This window comes from Pseudomonas sp. BJP69, assembly GCF_007633355.1.
In the GTDB taxonomy this organism is placed as follows: Bacteria; Pseudomonadota; Gammaproteobacteria; order Pseudomonadales; family Pseudomonadaceae; genus Aquipseudomonas; species Aquipseudomonas juntendi.
In genome coordinates this window covers 5,511,931-5,531,489 of sequence record NZ_CP041933.1, presented here as the reverse complement: position 1 = coordinate 5,531,489, position 19,559 = coordinate 5,511,931, and the positions used below count along the sequence as shown (strand labels likewise).

At 58.7% G+C, this 19,559-nt stretch carries 21 protein-coding genes; 14 read left to right on the top strand and 7 right to left on the bottom strand.

What is annotated here, in order from left to right; translation table 11 throughout:
- Positions 1 to 3: 3 nt before the first annotated feature.
- Entirely contained in the window at positions 4 to 2,970 is a 2,967-nt protein-coding gene (locus FPB55_RS25800; protein WP_010921731.1) for a Tn3-like element TnAs1 family transposase, read from the top strand.
- A gap of 125 nt (positions 2,971 to 3,095) precedes the next feature.
- Here FPB55_RS25800 and FPB55_RS25795 read toward each other — a convergent pair whose 3' ends face one another.
- A complete protein-coding gene (locus tag FPB55_RS25795; RefSeq protein WP_047595902.1) occupies positions 3,096 to 4,001 on the bottom strand; it encodes a cation diffusion facilitator family transporter in 906 nt (301 codons plus the stop codon).
- A 55-nt stretch (positions 4,002 to 4,056) separates the two neighbouring features.
- Entirely contained in the window at positions 4,057 to 4,257 is a 201-nt protein-coding gene (locus FPB55_RS26805; protein ID WP_224459391.1) for a zinc ribbon domain-containing protein, read from the bottom strand.
- Here FPB55_RS26805 and FPB55_RS26800 point away from each other — a divergent pair.
- The gene (locus tag FPB55_RS26800) at positions 4,195 to 4,386 is read left to right on the top strand and encodes a hypothetical protein (protein WP_044047183.1); all 192 of its coding nucleotides are present in this window, start codon (positions 4,195 to 4,197) and stop codon (positions 4,384 to 4,386) included. The genes FPB55_RS26805 and FPB55_RS26800 overlap by 63 nt on opposite strands.
- 507 nt (positions 4,387 to 4,893) lie before the next feature.
- Positions 4,894 to 6,591 carry a phosphoethanolamine--lipid A transferase gene (locus FPB55_RS25785; protein ID WP_044047182.1) on the top strand — a complete coding sequence of 566 codons (1,698 nt, stop codon included), beginning with the start codon at positions 4,894 to 4,896 and terminating at the stop codon, positions 6,589 to 6,591.
- Positions 6,592 to 6,800: 209 nt separating this feature from the next.
- On the opposite strand, the gene FPB55_RS25780 is transcribed toward FPB55_RS25785, so the two are convergent.
- Together FPB55_RS25780 and FPB55_RS25775 are read right to left on the bottom strand one after the other, a co-directional pair.
- Positions 6,801 to 7,343 (bottom strand): NAD(P)/FAD-dependent oxidoreductase, encoded by a 543-nt coding sequence (locus tag FPB55_RS25780; protein WP_013974864.1) that lies wholly within the window; start codon positions 7,341 to 7,343, stop codon positions 6,801 to 6,803.
- Between the two features lie 42 nt (positions 7,344 to 7,385).
- Positions 7,386 to 7,724: a metalloregulator ArsR/SmtB family transcription factor gene (locus FPB55_RS25775; RefSeq protein ID WP_013974863.1), complete on the bottom strand. Its 339-nt coding sequence runs from the start codon at positions 7,722 to 7,724 to the stop codon at positions 7,386 to 7,388.
- A 115-nt stretch (positions 7,725 to 7,839) separates the two neighbouring features.
- Between FPB55_RS25775 and FPB55_RS25770 the strand changes: the two genes are divergently transcribed.
- The 11 genes from FPB55_RS25770 (at position 7,840) to FPB55_RS25715 (ending at position 17,145) form a co-directional block, all read left to right on the top strand.
- Positions 7,840 to 8,253 carry an arsenate reductase ArsC gene (locus tag FPB55_RS25770; RefSeq protein ID WP_044047181.1) on the top strand — a complete coding sequence of 138 codons (414 nt, stop codon included), beginning with the start codon at positions 7,840 to 7,842 and terminating at the stop codon, positions 8,251 to 8,253.
- 8 nt (positions 8,254 to 8,261) lie between these two features.
- A complete protein-coding gene (locus tag FPB55_RS25765) occupies positions 8,262 to 8,618 on the top strand; it encodes a metalloregulator ArsR/SmtB family transcription factor (RefSeq protein WP_044047180.1) in 357 nt (118 codons plus the stop codon).
- A 19-nt stretch (positions 8,619 to 8,637) separates the two neighbouring features.
- Positions 8,638 to 9,108, top strand: coding sequence for an arsenate reductase ArsC (locus FPB55_RS25760; protein ID WP_044047179.1), 471 nt, complete (start codon positions 8,638 to 8,640; stop codon positions 9,106 to 9,108).
- An 18-nt stretch (positions 9,109 to 9,126) separates the two neighbouring features.
- Complete coding sequence (gene arsB / locus FPB55_RS25755) at positions 9,127 to 10,188, top strand: ACR3 family arsenite efflux transporter (RefSeq protein WP_054912979.1); 1,062 nt, start codon at positions 9,127 to 9,129, stop codon at positions 10,186 to 10,188.
- Positions 10,189 to 10,191: 3 nt separating this feature from the next.
- Positions 10,192 to 10,908 (top strand): arsenical resistance protein ArsH, encoded by a 717-nt coding sequence (arsH, locus tag FPB55_RS25750; RefSeq protein WP_013974858.1) that lies wholly within the window; start codon positions 10,192 to 10,194, stop codon positions 10,906 to 10,908.
- Between the two features lie 12 nt (positions 10,909 to 10,920).
- Positions 10,921 to 11,424 carry a cyclin-dependent kinase inhibitor 3 family protein gene (locus FPB55_RS25745; RefSeq protein ID WP_013974857.1) on the top strand — a complete coding sequence of 168 codons (504 nt, stop codon included), beginning with the start codon at positions 10,921 to 10,923 and terminating at the stop codon, positions 11,422 to 11,424.
- A 32-nt stretch (positions 11,425 to 11,456) separates the two neighbouring features.
- Positions 11,457 to 12,461 carry an ArsJ-associated glyceraldehyde-3-phosphate dehydrogenase gene (locus FPB55_RS25740; protein WP_013974856.1) on the top strand — a complete coding sequence of 335 codons (1,005 nt, stop codon included), beginning with the start codon at positions 11,457 to 11,459 and terminating at the stop codon, positions 12,459 to 12,461.
- 9 nt (positions 12,462 to 12,470) lie between these two features.
- The gene (gene arsJ / locus FPB55_RS25735) at positions 12,471 to 13,703 is read left to right on the top strand and encodes an organoarsenical effux MFS transporter ArsJ (RefSeq protein ID WP_044047293.1); all 1,233 of its coding nucleotides are present in this window, start codon (positions 12,471 to 12,473) and stop codon (positions 13,701 to 13,703) included.
- Between the two features lie 840 nt (positions 13,704 to 14,543).
- Positions 14,544 to 15,383, top strand: coding sequence for a DUF3800 domain-containing protein (locus FPB55_RS25725; RefSeq protein WP_125854458.1), 840 nt, complete (start codon positions 14,544 to 14,546; stop codon positions 15,381 to 15,383).
- Positions 15,384 to 15,673: 290 nt separating this feature from the next.
- The gene (locus FPB55_RS25720) at positions 15,674 to 16,312 is read left to right on the top strand and encodes a DNA adenine methylase (protein ID WP_238706610.1); all 639 of its coding nucleotides are present in this window, start codon (positions 15,674 to 15,676) and stop codon (positions 16,310 to 16,312) included.
- The gene (locus tag FPB55_RS25715; RefSeq protein WP_125854456.1) at positions 16,312 to 17,145 is read left to right on the top strand and encodes an 8-oxoguanine DNA glycosylase; all 834 of its coding nucleotides are present in this window, start codon (positions 16,312 to 16,314) and stop codon (positions 17,143 to 17,145) included. The genes FPB55_RS25720 and FPB55_RS25715 overlap by 1 nt, the downstream gene beginning before the upstream one ends.
- On the opposite strand, the gene FPB55_RS25710 is transcribed toward FPB55_RS25715, so the two are convergent.
- From FPB55_RS25710 to FPB55_RS25700, 3 genes are read right to left on the bottom strand one after another with little or no spacing between them, the layout of a single operon-like run.
- Complete coding sequence (locus FPB55_RS25710; protein WP_125854455.1) at positions 17,080 to 17,760, bottom strand: nitroreductase family protein; 681 nt, start codon at positions 17,758 to 17,760, stop codon at positions 17,080 to 17,082. The two genes, FPB55_RS25715 and FPB55_RS25710, sit on opposite strands and share 66 nt — an antisense overlap.
- A complete protein-coding gene (locus tag FPB55_RS25705) occupies positions 17,738 to 18,343 on the bottom strand; it encodes a 7-cyano-7-deazaguanine synthase (RefSeq protein WP_144189566.1) in 606 nt (201 codons plus the stop codon). The genes FPB55_RS25710 and FPB55_RS25705 overlap by 23 nt, the downstream gene beginning before the upstream one ends.
- Positions 18,340 to 19,551, bottom strand: coding sequence for a PfkB family carbohydrate kinase (locus FPB55_RS25700; protein WP_125854453.1), 1,212 nt, complete (start codon positions 19,549 to 19,551; stop codon positions 18,340 to 18,342). Before FPB55_RS25700 ends, FPB55_RS25705 begins: the two co-directional genes overlap by 4 nt.
- Positions 19,552 to 19,559 lie beyond the last annotated feature (8 nt).

Here is a 19,559-nt window from a genome sequence, read left to right as displayed (position 1 = left end):
CACATGCCGCGTCGCTTGATCCTCTCGGCCACGGAGCGGGGCACCCTGCTCGCGTTGCCAGAAAGCCAGGATGACCTGATCCGCTACTACACCTTCAACGACTCCGACCTGTCGCTGATCCGTCAGCGGCGCGGCGACGCCAACCGCCTCGGCTTCGCCGTGCAACTCTGCCTGCTGCGCTACCCCGGCTATGCGTTGGGCACTGACAGCGAGCTGCCCGAACCGGTCATCCTGTGGGTGGCCAAGCAAGTCCAGACCGATCCGGCGAGTTGGACGAAGTACGGCGAGCGCGATGTGACCCGTCGCGAGCACGCCCAGGAACTGCGCACCTACCTTCAACTGGCCCCGTTCGGCCTGTCCGACTTCCGCGCCCTGGTGCGCGAGCTGACCGAACTGGCCCAGCAGACCGACAAGGGCTTGCTGCTGGCCGGCCAGGCGCTGGAGAGCCTGCGGCAGAAGCGACGCATCCTGCCGGCGTTGAGCGTGATCGACCGGGCTTGCTCGGAGGCCATTGCACGGGCCAATCGGCGGGTCTACCGCGCCCTGGTTGAACCGCTCACGGACTCGCATCGGGCCAAGCTGGACGAGCTGTTGAAGCTCAAGGCCGGCAGCAGCATCACCTGGTTGACCTGGCTGCGCCAGGCACCGCTGAAACCCAACTCTCGGCACATGCTTGAGCACATCGAGCGGCTGAAGACATTTCAGCTGGTGGACTTGCCCGAAGTCCTGGGCCGGCACATCCACCAGAACCGCCTGCTCAAGCTGGCCCGCGAGGGTGGGCAGATGACGCCCAAAGACCTCGGCAAGTTCGAGCCGCAGCGGCGCTATGCGACCCTGGCCGCCGTGGTGCTGGAGAGCACTGCAACCGTGATTGATGAGCTGGTGGATCTGCACGACCGCATCCTAGTCAAGCTGTTCAGCGGCGCGAAGCACAAGCATCAGCAGCAGTTCCAGAAGCAGGGCAAGGCGATCAACGACAAGGTGCGCCTGTACTCCAAGATCGGCCAGGCGCTGCTGGAGGCCAAGGAAGCCGGCAGCGACCCCTATGCCGCCATCGAGGCGGTGATCCCCTGGGACGAGTTCACCGAGAGCGTCAGCGAAGCCGAGCTGCTGGCCCGGCCGGAGGGCTTCGACCACCTGCACCTGGTCGGCGAGAACTTCGCCACCCTGCGCCGCTACACGCCGGCTCTGCTGGAGGTATTGGAGCTGCGCGCCGCCCCGGCCGCGCAGGGCGTGCTGGCAGCCGTGCAGACGCTGCGCGAGATGAACGCCGACAACCTGCGCAAGGTGCCGGCCGATGCTCCCACCGCCTTCATCAAGCCGCGCTGGAAGCCACTGGTGATCACCCCGGAAGGCCTCGACCGGCGCTTCTACGAAATCTGCGCCCTGTCCGAGCTGAAGAACGCCCTGCGCTCCGGCGACATCTGGGTCAAGGGCTCGCGGCAGTTCCGCGACTTCGACGACTACCTGTTGCCGGCCGAGAAGTTCGCCGCGCTCAAGCGGGAACAGGCCCTGCCGCTGGCGATCAACCCGAACAGCGACCAGTATCTGGAAGAGCGCTTGCAGCTGCTGGACGAGCAGTTGGCCACTGTCGCCCGCCTGGCCAAGGACAACGAGCTGCCCGATGCCATCCTCACCGAGTCCGGGTTGAAGATCACCCCGCTGGATGCGGCGGTGCCGGATCGGGCGCAGGCGCTGATCGACCAGACCAGTCAGTTACTGCCGCGCATCAAGATCACCGAACTGCTGATGGACGTGGACGACTGGACGGGCTTCAGCCGCCACTTCACCCACCTGAAGGACGGGGCCGAGGCCAAAGACCGGACGTTGCTGCTGTCCGCGATCCTCGGTGATGCGATCAACCTCGGGCTGACCAAGATGGCCGAGTCGAGCCCCGGTCTGACCTACGCCAAGCTGTCCTGGCTGCAAGCCTGGCACATCCGCGACGAGACCTATTCGGCGGCCCTGGCCGAGCTGGTCAACCACCAGTACCAGCATGCCTTCGCCGCCCACTGGGGCGACGGCACCACCTCATCCTCCGATGGCCAGCGTTTCCGGGCTGGCGGCCGGGGCGAGAGCACCGGACACGTCAACCCGAAGTACGGCAGTGAGCCGGGACGGCTGTTCTACACCCATATCTCCGACCAGTACGCGCCGTTCAGCACCCGCGTGGTGAATGTCGGCGTGCGCGATTCCACCTATGTGCTCGACGGCCTGCTGTACCACGAGTCCGACCTGCGGATCGAGGAGCACTACACCGACACGGCCGGCTTCACCGATCACGTCTTCGCCCTGATGCACCTGCTGGGCTTCCGTTTCGCGCCGCGCATCCGCGACCTCGGCGAAACCAAGCTGTACGTGCCGCAGGGCGTGCAGACCTACCCGACGCTGCGGCCGCTGATCGGCGGCACCCTGAACATCAAGCACGTCCGCGCCCATTGGGACGACATCCTGCGCCTGGCCAGCTCGATCAAACAGGGCACCGTCACTGCCTCGCTGATGCTGCGCAAGCTCGGCAGCTATCCGCGCCAGAACGGCCTGGCCGTGGCCCTGCGCGAGCTGGGCCGGATCGAACGCACGCTGTTCATCCTAGACTGGCTGCAAAGTGTTGAGCTGCGCCGCCGCGTGCATGCCGGCCTGAACAAAGGTGAGGCGCGCAACTCGCTGGCCAGGGCGGTGTTCTTCAACCGCCTTGGGGAAATCAGGGATCGGAGCTTCGAGCAGCAGCGCTACCGGGCCAGCGGCCTCAACCTGGTGACGGCGGCTATCGTGCTGTGGAACACGGTGTACCTGGAGCGCGCCACCCAGGGGTTGGTCGAGGCCGGCAAGCCGGTGGACGGCGAGCTGCTGCAATTCCTGTCGCCGCTGGGCTGGGAGCACATCAACCTCACCGGCGATTACGTCTGGCGGCAGAGCCGCAGACTGGAAGACGGGAAGTTTCGGCCCCTACGGATGCCCGGAAAACCTTAGCGTACGATTTTTTCCGAATTCTGCGAGCCCCCCTGCTTCTGCTGTCGCCTATCCATCCTTACCTTTCCTCGACAACACCCCCCCGACGTTGGCGGCGGTGTGTTGATCAGGTGTCTACCGGCCGATCAATGCGACGGCGACGGAACGTTCTCGTGGAAAGCTGCGCGCTCGATCTGAATGGTGCAGTGATGGATTTCGAACGCGTCGCTGACTGCATCCACGACGGCCGCTAGCACAGCATCTCCATCTGCTGCGTCTCGGACGACCACGTGCGACGTCATCACGTTGCTTCCGCTGCTGACGGCCCAAACGTGCAAGTCATGGACATCCGTGACGCCGTCGACCTTGAGGATCGTGGCCTCGATTGCCGCCACGTTGAGCCCCCGGGGTACACCTTCCATAAGAATCCCCAGGCTCTCTCGAAGCAATTGCCAAGTCCGCGGCAATACCCAAAGGCCGATCGCTACGGCGACAACCGTGTCGACCCAGGTCCAGCCGGTAAAGCGGATAATGAGGGCTGCGATGATCACGCCCAACGATCCGAGCATGTCGCTCCAGACTTCGAGGTAGGCGCCTTTGACGTTGAGGCTCTCGTTGCTGGCAGATGCCAGCAGTCGCATTGAAATCAGGTTGATGATCAGGCCGACAATTGCGATCCACATCATCGCCCCGGTGGCGATCTCCGCCGGCATGAAGAAGCGCTGGTAGGCCTCGTACAAGATGTACATCGCCACCAGGAAGAGCAGCACGGCGTTGAACGTGGAGGCTAGGATCTCCAACCGCGCATAGCCAAAGGTTCTTTTCTGATCCGCCGGCCGCTTTGCGATCTGAAGCGCAATCAACGAAATTGCCAAAGCGGCGGTGTCGGTGAACATGTGAGACGCATCCGACAGCAACGCCAGGCTGCCGGTAATCCATGCGCCGATCACTTCAGCGATCATGAAGCTACCGGTCAGGACCAATGCCATGACTAGTTTCTTCTGATGCCCCTCACGAAGCGCGGCACTGCCATGATCATGATTCGATCCCACGTATTTCTCCTTGCACAGGGTAGTGGTCGCGTTGGATTTCCAGTGTGGCCATGCGCTAATGGGTGGCTTGGCCGCACTGGCTGCAGAATTTTGCTCCTGCTGTCAGGGATGAGCCGCAGGCCGTGCAACCACTCGATAGTGGTGTTCCGCAGTTTAGACAAAAGCGTGCGGACGGGGCGTTTGCGGTCCGGCAGTGCCTGCAAGTCTGCAGATCTTTGATTGGGGCTTGAGCTATTACGCGACCATCCTCAATCACCCGGTCATTACTGTCGCAGGATTGCTGCTGCTCGAAGCGACCATGCCGGTCATGTCGATCACTCCCGTGCCCACTACCGTGATGCTTGCCACCGCCGTGGTTGCCACGGCCGTGGTGGCCGCCCAATAAATTTTTGAGAAAACTCATGGTATTCGTCCCTCATCGATAGGTGACATCAGCACGAGCAAAAGGTGAAAGAAGTGTTCTGCTCGTTAGAATGACTTTTAAGTTAAAGTAAAAGTTCAAAATTAGCGTACGACAAAACGAAGCTGGTTTGTTTATGAAATTTAATTTAATTCGCCAGATGGCATTGACTACTCAAAGAGTCGGACCTGTCCGATTTTTTATCATAGCCTGAGCATTTACAATCGAAAAAGTCATTATCGCGATTCTGTCAGCATTGTAATCGCGAAGTCATCATGACGTTATCGTGTGGCGGAAATAATGCGCCTAGCGAGAGCTAATTTCTCATTTAATCCTATGCCTCACACATCCTAAGCGTCCTCAGGCTAAGGGGATCAAGGTCTCTGGCGCTCTGTACGGCCTGATTCGCTCAGTGTCTGTCGATGGCTTGCCGTTTAGCTCCCGACTATTCATAACCAGCGCCATGGATGAGCAGCTCCCTAGAGTTTGATAATGACACCTTCTAAATCCATTGTTCACATCCTGTTAAGTAAATGGATCCATGCTATTCGCAAAGTTAGACAGGAAGGCATCAGCACCAATTTACTCATCGCGCTAGTAACTTTTTGGTTGTTGTTGTTCGTGAACGCTGAGCTTTGGCGTGTGCTCTGGCGCCTGGCATTCAACACTGATGAAGTTAACTGGTTGCTCGCCGCCAGCCTGCCAGTCGTAGTGTTCGTTTGGGTGTTCACCGTACTTAGCTTGCTGTCATGGTCAAGACTCGCAAAACCTCTGCTGTGCCTGGTGCTGATCAGCGCGTCGTTCGCCAGCTACTTCATGAGTGCTTACGGCATCGTCATTGATTACACGATGTTCACCAACGTCGTGGAGACCGACGTCGGTGAGGTGTCCGAGCTACTGAACTGGAAACTTGGCCTCTGGGTGGCAATGGTAGGGGTATTGCCCGTCTACCTGATCTGTCTGGTGCCCCTGCGACGCAAGCCCTGGACCAAAGCGTTGGGTAGCAGACTCATCGTCCTGTCGCTCGCACTGGTAACCCTTGCTGGTATCGTGCTGAGCCAGTACCAGTCTTATGCCTCCCTCCTACGCAACAATCGGGAGATCCGGCTCATTCTGGTTCCCACCAATTTGTTTGCTGCCGGTCATGGTTACCTGAAACGCAAGCTGGCCACACCGAAAGCGCTGACCTCCATTGGTACCGACGCCGTGGTGACCAGGCAGGGAGCGGCTCGCAAACCCAAGCTGCTGGTACTGGCAGTGGGGGAAACCGCACGTTCCGCCAACTTCTCCCTTAATGGCTACTCCCGCGATACGAATCCAGAGCTGGAAAAGCGCAATGTCATCAGCTTCTCGAATGTGAGCTCGTGCGGCACTGCCACTGCGGTTTCCCTGCCATGCATGTTCTTGGACGTCGGGAGGGATGAGTACAAGGACGGCTTGGCCAAGAGCCGAGAAGGGCTGCTCGATGTGCTTCAGCGGGCAGGCATCAGTGTCATGTGGACTGATAACAATTCGGGCTGCAAAGGGGTCTGTGATCGGGTGCCAAACCACAAGGCTACCCAACACGCAGATGCTCAACTGTGTACCAGCGACGAGTGCAAGGACGGGGTGCTGCTTTCGGAGATGGAGGACTTCATCAAGCGTCAGGAAGGCGATGCAGTCCTGGTGCTCCACTACAAAGGTAGTCACGGCCCGGCCTACTACAAGCGCTACCCCCCGCAGTTCAAGAAATTCGGGCCGGTCTGCGAGACCAATGAGCTCGACAAATGTAAGCAGCAGGAGGTGATCAATGCCTACGACAATTCGATCCTCTACACCGACTACGTGACGGCCGGGCTGATCGACATCCTGGCTGCGAATACCAAATTCGACACTGCGCTCATGTACGTCTCAGATCACGGAGAGTCACTGGGAGAGGGTGGTCTTTACCTGCATGGGCTGCCCTATGCGATGGCCCCAGATGAGCAAACCAAGGTGCCATTGGTGCTCTGGATGTCTGATTCTCTCGCGAAAAGCGAACGCCTCAATGTGGGCTGCTTGAAAGCACAGACGAGCTCGCCACTGAGCCACGACAACCTGTTCCACACCGTACTCGGGATGATGAACGTCCAGACATCCTCGTATCGCTCAGCTCTTGATTTTACTGCCCCTTGCAAGACTTTGACCGGAAGCACCTACTCAGGCCTCTAATGCTGCAACGGGCTGAACACGTGAGGTCGATAGCGATTCCACATCGAGCTGCTTTGACAGCAGCCAGAAGCTCGACTAACTACATAGCAGTACTCAACAACCCAAGCGGAAAAGGAAATTTGCATGAGCATCAAGCCAGGCCCTAAACGCACCAACGAAGATGGCACTCCGGACAAGAGGCAGCGGGTCACGCCTGAGAAGCAGAAGGATCACCCAGACCTGAAACCCCACAAGCATAAAAAGGGGGAGTAGGGCAGAAAAGCAGCTTTTCGGAGCTGCTTTTTTATCTGCAGACAGTGTCCTGAAAAGCTCTCTAGCCCAGGAATGTCAGGCATGAAAGGACGGCTGAAGCCACCTGATGCCACTACCACAGCACGCGTAGTGAAATTCGCTCCGTTGGCGGTGCGAACCTCAAATGCCTTGCCCTTCTGTACGACCGCCACCACTCGGGTACCGCCCTGAAAAGGGAGCTGAAACTCGGCGGCGTATGCCTCCAGGTACTGCACCACTTCATTTCGCACCGGGTAGTCCTTGGGATCGCCAAGAAACGCTCGCCCCGGCAGCGCTGAGTACTCCGATGGTGAGAACAACTGCAAGCTTTCGTAGTAGTTACGCCAGTTACCGCCCGGGGATGTCTGCTCATCCAAGATGAGGTAATCCAAGCCGTGCTGCTGTAAATGCCAGCCAGTCGCCAAACCTGCTTGCCCACCACCGATAACGACCACATCCAGAACGCGATCCAACTCATTCATATATGCGCACTCATGCATATCTAAAGGCAAAAAAAGGCCGGACTACGGACAGCAGATCGATACTAGACCTTTGGTTCGCTGGAGCAGGCCCTCCAGTCGCTCGACGATCGACCCACCATTTACTTCATAGAACACCTGCCGACCCACCTTGGTGGCCTTCACGATCTTGGCGTCATGCAATACCTGCAGGTGCCTGGAGATCACCGAGCGCTCCTGTGGCAGCTCTTTGGCGATTTCGCCGACATCCGCCCGGCCGAGCAAAAGTACGCGCTTGAAAACCGCGACTCTGGAAGGCTCGCAAAGCGCTTTGAAGAAGGTCTCGTCTAGCGACTCGATGGCGGCTTCGATGGCTTGAGCACGGAGATTTTGGTTGGTCGTCATGCAGCCAATATATGTGCATGAACGCGCACATGTAAAGCCACCCATCATCGAGGGGTTGCGACACATTCGAAAAAGCGTATATTCGAAAAACCATATACACTCAGGGTACCAAGTGATGACTGGCAAGACCCGCGTTCTGTTTGTTTGCACCGCAAACGCCGCTCGCTCCCAGCTCGCCGAAGCTTTGCTCCGGCACACAGACCCTGTGCATTTCGAAGTTTTTAGCGCAGGTACCCAGCCTGGCCAAGTCGATCCGCGCACCTATGACGCCCTCGAATATCTCGATATCGATACCAAGGCTCTACGCAGCAAGTCCATCGACGAGTTTGCAGGGGAACGGTTCGACTACTTGATTACGCTCTGCGACAAGGCAGCCCATGAGTGCCTTACTTTGCCTGCCCTCGGCGAGGTTCTGGCGTGGAACTTCGAAGACCCTGTTACCAGTGACCAACACGATGCCTTCCGACGCACGCTTCATGAGATTCATGAGCGCATCAAAATGTTCGTCCTCGTGAAAACTAAACACTGAGAATTGCTATGACTGACTCGCTGACACCTACCAAGGTTTTCAAATGCCTCGCCGACGAGAACCGCATTCGGATGATGCTGCTGATCTCTCGCGAGGAAGAACTCTGCGTCTGTGAACTGACCTGCGCGCTGGAAGAAAGCCAGCCCAAGGTTTCCCGCCACCTGGCGCAACTGCGCACGTGTGACCTGCTGGAAGACCGGCGTCAGGGCCAGTGGGTTTATTACCGCCTGCATCCATCGCTTCCCGGCTGGGTACGTGAGGTCCTGGCGACGACGCTGGAGGCCAACCGCGAATGGCTGAGTGCTAGCACTAAACGACTGGACACAATGGGTGACCGCCCTCAACGCGTCGCCTCCTGCTGCTGATCATTGCCGAGAAAAACCGATGAAAGTTCTGTTCCTCTGCACCGCCAATAGCTGCCGCAGCATCCTCTCCGAGGCTGTTTTCAATCATCTGGCCCCGGCCGGCATGAAGGCCTACAGCGCCGGCAGCCAGCCAAAGGGTGATGTGCACCCGCTGTCCATCACCGCGCTGCAGCGTGCTGGTATCTCCACCGAGGGCCTCAGCAGCAAGTCAAGTGACGCGCATGCCGAGCTGGCACCGGACTTTGTCATCACCGTCTGCGACAAGGCCGCTGGCGAAGCCTGCCCCGTGTTCTTCGGACCAGCAGTGAAAGCCCACTGGGGGCTTTCTGACCCTTCTGACCAGCAGGGCAACACCGCCGAACTGGACGCAGCGTTCGACGTCACGCTTGAGCAGATCAAACGACGCCTCAATGCATTCCTCGCGCTGCCTTTCGAACAATTGGATGCCGCCCAGCTTAAGGCCGAGCTGGCCCGTATCGGAACGCTCTGACGTTTAGGGAGATCCACCATGAGCAAAAGCCGACTTTCCTTTCTAGACCGCTACCTGACGGTGTGGATCTTTCTGGCCATGGGCCTGGGCATTGGTCTGGGCAGCCTGTTCCAGGGATTGCCTGCGTGGCTGAATAGCCTGTCGGTAGGCTCGACAAACATCCCCATCGCCATTGGCCTCATCGTAATGATGTACCCACCTCTGGCGAAGGTGAAATACGAGGAGTTGCCACAGGTATTCAAGGACAAGCGCATCCTTGCCCTGTCGCTGATCCAGAACTGGGTGATCGGCCCGGTCCTGATGTTCGGGCTGGCCGTTGTCTTCCTTTCCGACAAGCCTGAGTACATGACCGGCCTGATCCTCATCGGCTTGGCACGCTGCATCGCCATGGTGCTGGTGTGGAACCAGATCGCCGGTGGCAACAACCAGTACGTGGCGGGTCTGGTCGCCTTCAACAGCATTTTCCAGATCCTGTTCTTTAGCGTGTACGCCTGGATCTTCCTGGGGCTGTTGCCGCCGCTGTTTGGCCTTGAAGGTAGCGTCATTGAGACCAGCTTCCTCGATATCGCCCAATCGGTGCTGATCTACCTGGGCATCCCGTTCCTGGCTGGTTTCCTGACCCGCAAGATCCTGATCAGCAGCAAGGGCGAGACCTGGTACCAGGAGCGATTCATCCCGAAGATCAGCCCGCTGACCCTTGTGGCGTTGCTGCTGACCATCGTCGCCATGTTCAGCCTGAAAGGCGACATGGTGCTGCAACTGCCGCTGGATGTGCTGCGCATCGCTATCCCGCTGACCATCTACTTCGTGGTGATGTTCTTCATCAGCTTCTGGATGGGCAAGCTGTTGGAAGCTGACTACCCACGTACCACGGCGCTGGCGTTCACTGCAGCGAGCAACAATTTCGAACTGGCCATTGCCGTGGCCATCGCCACCTTCGGCCTTGCCTCGCCGGTCGCGTTTGCCACCGTCATCGGGCCCTTGGTGGAAGTGCCGGTACTGATCTCCCTGGTGGGCGTGGCCTTGTGGCTCAAGCGCCGCTGGTTCGATCAGCCATCTGGCGCCTTGACTCAGGAGTAAATCATGACCGAACACCATATCCCGAATATCGACAACGATCTGGTCGACCTGCCGACAGCAGACAAACTGGCAGTCGAGCAAAAGTCCACCCATAACCCTCGCATCCTGCTGCTGTACGGATCGACCCGCGAACGCTCGTTCAGCCGCCTGCTGACGGAAGAAGCGGCACGCCTGCTGGAGCACTTCGGTGCCGAGACGCGGATCTTCAATCCGACCGGGCTGCCACTGGCGGATGACGTGCCCGATGACCACCCCATAGTCAAGGAGCTGCGCGACCTGGTGCTGTGGTCGGAAGGCATGGTCTGGTGCTCGCCAGAGCGCCACGGCGCGATGACTGGCGTGTTCAAGTCGCAGATCGACTGGATTCCACTGAGCATGGGCGCCGTGCGCCCCACTCAAGGCAAAACCCTCGCGGTGATGCAGGTCTGCGGCGGCTCGCAGTCTTTCAACGTGGTCAACCAGCTGCGCGTCCTCGGCCGCTGGATGCGCATGTTCACCATCCCTAACCAGTCGTCCGTGCCGAAGGCCTATCTGGAATTCGACGAGGCGGGTCGCATGAAACCCTCTTCGTACTACGACCGTGTTGTCGACGTAATGGAGGAGCTGGTGAAGTTCACCCTGCTGCTTCGTGATCGCTCCGACTACCTGGTCGATCGCTACTCCGAACGTAAAGAGTCGGCTGAAGAACTATCCAAGCGTGTCAATCAACGATCCATTTGAGGCTTTGTGAGCATGCAATTGCACCCGTATTCAGTGTTGGCTAATTCCGAACTGGTCGGCCAGCTGATCTTCACTCCGTGCCCAGGTACCAAGGAGACATCGGTATCTCAGGCTCTGGCAACGTTGCACGATGCCGGCGCAAGCGCGCTGGTAACCCTGATGCCGAGTGAAGAACTGCTGCAGAACGAGATCGATCTGCTTCCCGAGGAGTGCCAACTGCTGGGCCTCGAATGGTTCCACCTGCCGGTCGAGGATGACGAAGCGCCCGGTGAGCCGTTTGCGGCCGCCTGGAAGGCTCACCGGGAACGCCTGAAAGAGCTGGTGATGACCGGTAAGACGATCGCCATTCACTGCAAGGGCGGCTCTGGCCGCACCGGCCTGTTTGCCGCCCGCCTGATGATCGAGTGCGGCATCCCTGTGCAGGAAGCTGTTTCCCAGGTCCAGGCCCTGCGTCCACGTGCGATCCAGAACCCTGCGCACGTTGGGTATATCAACCAGTTCAGCGACACCCTCTGACCTTTCGCTAATCGCGATTCGAGAAAAAGAACATGGCTATCAAAGTAGGTATCAATGGGTTTGGCCGTATTGGTCGCTTGGCGCTTCGCGCCTCCTGGGACTGGCCGGAATTCGAGTTTGTGCAGATCAATGACCCGGCCGGTGACGCCGAGACCCATGCCCATCTGATCAACTTCGATTCGATCCACGGACGCTGGCACCGTGAAGCCCGCGCAGAGGGCGACGCGGTAGTGATCGAGGGCAAGCGCATCAAGGTCACCGCCAACAAGACCATCGCGGACACCGACTGGTCGGGCTGTGACTTGGTCATCGAGGCCAGCGGCAAGATGAAGTCGGTAGCCGTACTCCAGGCCTACCTGGATCAAGGCGTCAAACGTGTGGTCGTCTGCGCTCCAGTGAAGGAGAAAGGCGCACTGAACGTGGTGATGGGCGTCAACCAGCACCTATTCGACCCGGCGCAGCATCGTATCGTCACCGCCGCTTCCTGCACCACTAACTGCCTGGCCCCGGTGGTCAAGGTGATTCACGAGAACCTGGGCATACGCCACGGCTCGATCACCACCATTCACGACCTCACCAATACCCAGAGCATTCTGGATACACCGCACAAGGACCTGCGTCGCGCCCGAGCCTCGGGCATGAGCCTGATCCCGACCACCACGGGATCTGCCACCGCAATCGCCGAGATCTTCCCCGAGCTACGCGGCAAGCTGAATGGTCACGCCGTACGTGTACCACTGGCCAACGCCTCGCTGACCGACTGCGTGTTCGAAGTGGAACGTGAGACAACGGCTGAAGAGGTCAACGCGCTGCTGAAAGCCGCAACCGAAGGACCGCTGAAGGACATCCTGGGCTACGAAGAACGCCCCTTGGTGTCCATCGACTACCGCACCGATCCGCGGTCCTCGATCATCGATGCGCTGTCCACCCTCGTAGTCAACGGTACCCAAGTGAAGATCTACGCCTGGTACGACAACGAGTGGGGCTACGCCAACCGTGCGGTTGAACTAGCACGCCTGGTCGGCGCAGCGGAGTAAATGGCGATCATGAAGGCGTTGTCAGCCCTGTCTGCGGAAGTGCGTCAGTACCTGCTGGTTACCGGCAATTACTGGGCCTTCACCCTTACCGACGGCGCTTTGCGCATGCTGGTGGTACTGCACTTCCATTCGCTGGGCTACACGCCGCTGCAGATCGCGGCGCTGTTCCTGTTCTACGAAGTGTTCGGCGTGATCACTAACCTCGTGGGCGGCTACCTCGGCGCCCGCCTGGGGCTCAACCGCACCATGAACATCGGCCTTGGCATGCAGGTCTTCGCCCTGCTGATGCTCACGGTACCAGCAGCCTCGCTGACGGTGCCGTGGGTGATGGCGGCCCAGGCGCTCTCCGGCATCGCCAAGGACCTGAACAAAATGAGCGCCAAGAGCTCCATCAAGCTCCTGGTGCCGGACAGCCAGCAAGGCATCCTCTACAAATGGGTGGCCATCCTGACGGGCTCGAAGAACGCTCTCAAAGGCGTGGGTTTTTTCCTCGGGGGAGCATTGCTCGCGTTGCTCGGTTTCACCCAGGCGGTGCTGGCCATGGCGGCGGTGCTGGCCCTGATCTGGATCGGTAGTCTGATGCTGCTGAAAAAGGACTTGGGCAAGGCCAAGGCCAAACCGAAGTTCCGCGACATGCTGTCCAAGAGCCGGGCCATCAACATCCTCTCGGCCGCACGGCTGGTTTTGTTCGGTGCGCGGGATATCTGGTTCGTCGTGGCACTACCGGTGTACCTGAGCTCTGCGTTTGGCTGGGACTTCTGGCTGGTCGGCGGTTTCTTGGCCGTCTGGGTAATCGGCTATGGCATCGTCCAGTCGTTTGCCCCCCATATCACCGGCAAGAGGCGTGGTCATGTACCCGATGGCCGAGCAGCCTTCATCTGGGCAATCGCTCTGGCCGGACTGCCTGCGCTCATTGCCGTGGGCCTGTCGGCAGGCTGGTCGGCAAAGGTAGTCTTGCTCGGTGGGTTGATGCTGTTCGGTGTGCTGTTCGCCGTGAACTCATCGCTGCACAGCTACCTGATCGTCAGTTATGCCAAGGAAGATGGCGTCTCCCTGGATGTAGGCTTCTACTACATGTCCAACGCCCTCGGTCGTTTGGTCGGCACACTGCTGTCAGGTTGGGTGTTTCAGGCCTATGGGTTGGAGGCTTGCTTGTGGGTTTCCAGCGTCTTCGTATTGGTCGCTGCACTCATCTCGATTGCTCTGCCCAGGCACACTGAAATGGCACAGCAGACGCACTGATCTGAGAGGAAATGCGGAAGCCATCAGGCCTTCGCTTTCATCACAAAGTGCTCCATTTCTGCTGCGGTATTTCGGGCCGTGCGGGACACCCCGTTCACAGAACGTGTTGCTTACGCGCCTCCGCCACAGGCGGGACCATCATGACATCGCCCAACCCACCGACTGGCTGGTCAATGACGCGCCCGGGGAGTTTTTCTCTAGCGCAACCGTCCTGGCACAGTTCAATTCTCTAACTCCACTGTCTCCGTTCCAAGCACAAAAGATACCATCATAATTTTTTCGGGTTTTTTCCGAGGCGTACCCCTGCGATTTTTCTCCGGCTGAACCTTTGCTGTGACAACCGTTATTGTTGTGACAACCTTTATTAAACGAAAACCCCCGAGATTTTTTGAAAAGCGATGCTTTGTGACAACCTTTAATTTCGCTTCCACAGGATCAACCTCCCCGCTAGGCCGCGAATTTCCAGAGGTTTTGTGACAGAGTTTATTAATAAGCAACATGAGCTTCCAGTCCGACGAATCGCTTGCCCCCTATGTGCAGCGGACACCTAGGTCACAGCAACGAGCTCGGAGACCATTGTGCGCCGCTGTCTGATGGGGCCGAGCTGGAGGTCAAGGCCTTCATGAGTCTACCTAGGGGCACGCCGCGTGGAGAGAGCTCACTCTGCGTCAGGAAAGGTCACGCCAGATCACGGCGGTTAATCAAATTTGATTGACATGCCTGTCATCTGTCCATATATTCCCCTCAACGCATGAGGGGCTACTCTCGTGCCTACCTTCCGAGACCCGCCTAGCGAAAGCAGCGGGTTTTCGTGTTTCTGGGGCAAGGGATCCGGTAGATATGACGCATTACGTCGCTTACCTGGACGAATTCGGACACGTCGGCCAATACGTCTCGCGCAACCACCCGCAGTACAAAACACACCCCGCCTTTGGGTTCGCTGGCTTGATACTCCCGGCTACCGAAATCCGCGAGTTTGCTATTTTTTTCTTCAAGCTGAAATGCCAGCTTCTGAAGTACGACCTCGACAACGACAACCCCCGAGGCCTGCCGGCGTACCAGTGGGAAAAGAAGGGGTCCCAGCTCTACGCCCTGCGCAACGTTGTCAAATACCCGGAGCTGCGCCGGGCTACGTTCCGGATCCTGAACCACATCAAGAAGGTCGGCGGCTACGTCTTCTACACAGGCGTGCACAAGGTCACCGACCCTGATGCACACAACTCAACCGAGACGTTCAAGAGGCAGCTCCTGCAGTCGGTGCGCAAAATTGACCGTTTTTGTGCCCAGTCCGACTCCACTTTCATGCTTATGCTCGATGAGCAGCGCGCCGGCAACGAGTGGCGGGAAAAAAACGTCGAAGTCTGCACGCTGGCCATGTTTGAGGACGCCTCCGAGAAGTGCCGGACGCTGATTGAGCCGCCCATCCAGGCAGAAAGCCACCTGTTCCAGACGATCCAGGCAGCAGACTGGATCTGCGGCCTTATCGGGCGCCTGATTGCTCTGATGGTAGCGCCGGAGGAGTACCAGGAGCTCGAGCCGTTCGACAAGTTTTTCTCGGCACGCCTCGCGGAGGTTCTACTGGACAGCAGCGGACTGGAGCACCAGAAGACCACCGAGGTCCCAGCCGAACTAGCCGACGAGGCCATTCCAGACGCCGAAGGCGAGCTAGTTGGCGAGTAAACCCTACATGCAAAGGCTAATGCGCTAACCAAGGGGGTTTGCTGTTCCCTGGTGAGATCCGTGCTGACGCGCATGTCACCGTTTACAGCAGGTGATCGGTCATGCATCAGTGATCAATTCAGCCTCAAGCTGATTGTGTTCAAGCCTCTGAGTGAGGTTTTTTAGCCTAGAACCGCAAGAAAATGCGGGCCTAGTTGGCACTAGGCGGCCCGTGCTTGACATCATCGTCATTTCTGACGATGCTTGGAGTCATGAGATATCCAGGCGGAAAAGGCAAGTGCTATCAGCGCTTGATCAACCTGATGCCACCGCATCAGACCTACATCGAATCCCACCTTGGTGGGGGCGCTGTTATGCGCAACAAGAAAGCGGCGCAGCGCAACATCGGCTTGGACCTGGACGACAAAGTCATTGCGCTTTGGCAGGCACAGCATGCACACATCTGCGAGCTTCACCAGGTCGATGCGATTGCTTTCCTGGAAGGGTATACGTTCGAAGGTCAGGAACTGGTCTATGTTGACCCCCCTTATTTCCCTGAGACGCGCCGCCGAGCCAAGGTCTATCGCTGTGACTACTCGGAAGAAGATCACTTGCGCCTGCTGCGGTGCTTGGCCGCCCTACCTTGCAAAGTGATGCTTTCGGGCTATGACTGTGATCTCTACAACCGTGAGCTTGTCGGATGGCGCAAGGTGACTTTCCCGGCCAAAACCCATGTGGAGGTGCGTGAAGAAACGGTATGGATGAACTTCGATCCTCCCAACCGTTTGCACGACAGCCGCTATATGGGCCAGACATTCCGAGACCGCCAAACCATCCAGCGTCGCCAAACCAGACTCCGCAGCCGCATAGAGAGCCTGGACCCTATTGAGCGACACGAGCTACTGCAATGGATGCAGGAACACTACGGCAATGCCGAGGAGGCCGCCTGATGCAACTGGGCGCAATTTGCTTGGACCAAGTGGTCTTCAATGTCGAGCTTCCCAAGGCGGACGCTGAGGTCATACCCGGCGTGCCGTGGGGACCTGTGGAGGCTTTCCCGTCACCTGCTTACTGGGCCTATCAGGTTTATGCCCGTCGGTTGATCGGTGATCGAATCAATTACAAGCTCGGCACCACCTTGAAAGAAGAAGTCGGTGCCTGCTTGCTGGGCGGCCACGGTATCCCAGCCAGCGTTGGCTTGGCGGCGTTTCGTCACGTTAGAGAGCGCGGTGCATTCAGTGATCAGCCACCGTCTGAAGAAACGTTGCTTGAGTGGCTCAGAGAGCCGCTGACTGTCGATGAACGCCAAGTGCGGTACCGTTTTGCCAAGCAGAAAGCCCGTTACCTCAGCGCGGCGCTGAAGAAGCTTTCCGTCGAGCGCGCACCGCTTGAGTCAGGAAGAGCTTTACGGGATTGGCTGCTAGACGTTCCAGGCATTGGCTACAAGACGGCCTCGTGGGTCGCGCGCAACTGGCTGGACGCAGATGATGTGGCCATTCTCGACATCCATATCCTGCGAGCTGGCCTGCTTGGCAAATTCTTCGATAGCCATCTGACCGTTGAACGTCACTACCTGGAGCTCGAAGATCAGTTCATCCGCTTCAGCAAGGGGCTGGGGGTACGCGCCTCCGAACTGGATGCACTGATGTGGCTGGAGATGATGGCTTCGCCGAGCACGGTGCACAGCATAATGGGCATGGGCCACCATGCGCCGACATCAAACTCCCGTGGCCGAACCAAGAAGAGCAAGCCCAACCCCGGCCAGTTGACCCTGATCAGCTAGACCACTGGCCCAGGGTTCGCCCGTGATGCCCAGCGGACAGAAATGCAGTCCCTGGGCTGTCGCGGTGAGCGACATCACACCGAGCAGCGCGCCGGCATCTCGCCAGACTAGGCTGCAGCCGTTCTGGTATTTTCCCAGTGTCTTCCCAGGTTCGGCCAAGAACAGCAAGCGTGTGGCGTCGCTTCCCGCGAGGACCTGCAGGCTGAGTTCATACAGACCAGCGAGCACGACGTCGGCGCCCTTGAGCTCGGCCAATCGGTGCTGGTCAGGTTGATACCACCACCAGCGCCTATCCGCAGGTCGGTTCACCACAACATGAACAGGATGCGTCGCGCCGGCAGAAGGCGCTGCACGGTGCTCAAGGTCAAAGCCAAGATGCGACGGGGCAGAGCCGCGGGTTCTGCAGGCGTGCCAGAGAAAAGCGCTGAGTTGTTCATCGTCAACTACCCCGAAGGTCCGGTGAGTGGCGCGTGTATCGAGGACCTCGCCGAACGGGCGGTTCAAGGACTGCGTCGGCGTTGGCAACTGGTGAACTTCTCCGACCCTCCAGTCGGTCGGCGTGTATCGCTCAGGCGTTAAGCGAGGTACCGGATCACCGAGGTCGATCCAGGTCATACCCCACCTCACGGAACACTTCCATGTACTTGTTGCAGCCTCGACAATCACCGCACGCTACATGGGACTTGTGACAGCTGTGAGCCCACGCCAACAGGCTGCCAGGGATTCCTGATTTTCGGACTAGCTCCGCGGTTGTAAGGTCGATTGCAGGCGCCTGAGCCTCCATACAGCCCTCCTGCAGAGAGAGCAGTTTGCTGATGGCCGACATGAACTCGGGAGAGCCATCACGGTGGAATCCATCAGATTTTACGGTGCCCAACCACAAGTGCGTCACACCATGACTAATCGCCTTCATTGCCGCGAGCGTCACCAGCAGCTGGTTCCTGTAGGGCCACCAGTCTGACGCTGGGGCCAGGCTGTCGGCGGCGTTTCCTGCCATGTCCCCCGATCCGAGTGAACTGCAGTCGATGCGGATCACATGGTGAGGGATCTCCAGCTGCTGGCAGACCGTGCTCGATGCCTCGATCTCGGCTTGCGCTGCTAGCTGGCCATAGTCCAGGGTGAATGCGATGTCGGGACGTTTCCACCAGGCAAGCGCCACGGAGTCCATCCCACCGGAGAGCAACAATCCTGTTTTCATAGCGCCACCGCTTCCCAGACCGTCTGATAGATCGCGGTCACGTAGTCATCGGTGATGACACAGTCCGAGCCCTCCATCATTTTCTGATCCTGCTCTGACTCGTTCTCGGCGTAAAAGACCACGGGCTTATTCAGGGCGCGGGCATAGCCGATCTCATAGATGGTGCCCGAGTCGAGCCCATCACCAATGGCGAACAGTGCATCGCATTGGTGGATGCCTTCGAGGTCTTTCGCCACGACATCTTCAGCCGTGCCGAGGCCCACATCATGATAGGGAGAGAAAACATCCAGGCCCATGGCCAAGAGGTCGCGGCGAGCTTGGCCAACCATCCACAGTTCTGCGAGCGTAAAGAACGGCCCTGCGAGGTACACCTTCGGGACATAACCATCCCGGTAGCGGGCCGAAGGTTGTAGTGGCTGCGGTTTAAAGTCGGCGAGCAAAGCCGGGTCGGGAAAACCCTGGTTTTGGCAATAGAACGCAGTCGCTATGGAGGCGATCTCTGCAGCTTTATGGGCCGACAGGCCATTGTCCATCCACCCCAGCGCGAAATGTGCAGCGAAGGTGTCTCCCGAGCCAATCTTCCACACTTTTTCAGTACGGTAAGCGGGGACTGTGGAAAGAGTGCCTCGGTCATACACCAAGGCACCCAGCGGCCCCATCTTGATGATGACCACCTCGGCGTTTTCCTGTTTTGCTAAGGCAGTTGCAAGGTCTTCAGCCTTGAGGTGTGCGTAACCAGGTGCCAGCAGGTTCGCCTCATGACGATTCAAGACCAGAGCCAGGTGATTGGCGCGGGAGCCGTTGGCGGCAAAGGACTCTGGCCCGTCGGCATTCTGCGGGTCGAAAACGGCATAGTCGGCTTCGATGACCGCCGTTCCGTCGATCATGCCGAATCGCAAAACCTTGTCGGCGCTGACATTCAGGTCCGATTGGCCGTGTACGCCCCGGCGGATGTCGGGCGTAGAGAGGCCATGGATGTACTCAAAGGTGACGCTGGCGGGTTCGGGTGTGGCTTTGAACTTGAAACCTTCAGCAGTCGCGCGAGCCTCGACAACGACATGGGTGTAATCGTCCATGCACGCGTGTAGCTCAGCCTGGCCGCCGAAGCGGGCGATAGCGGCGGCTGCCCGGCCAGCAGACCCGTAAATATCGTCCCAAGCCGGACGCATGCACCTCTCCCGGTACACGCCACCAACGATGGTGATCATGGAGCTCT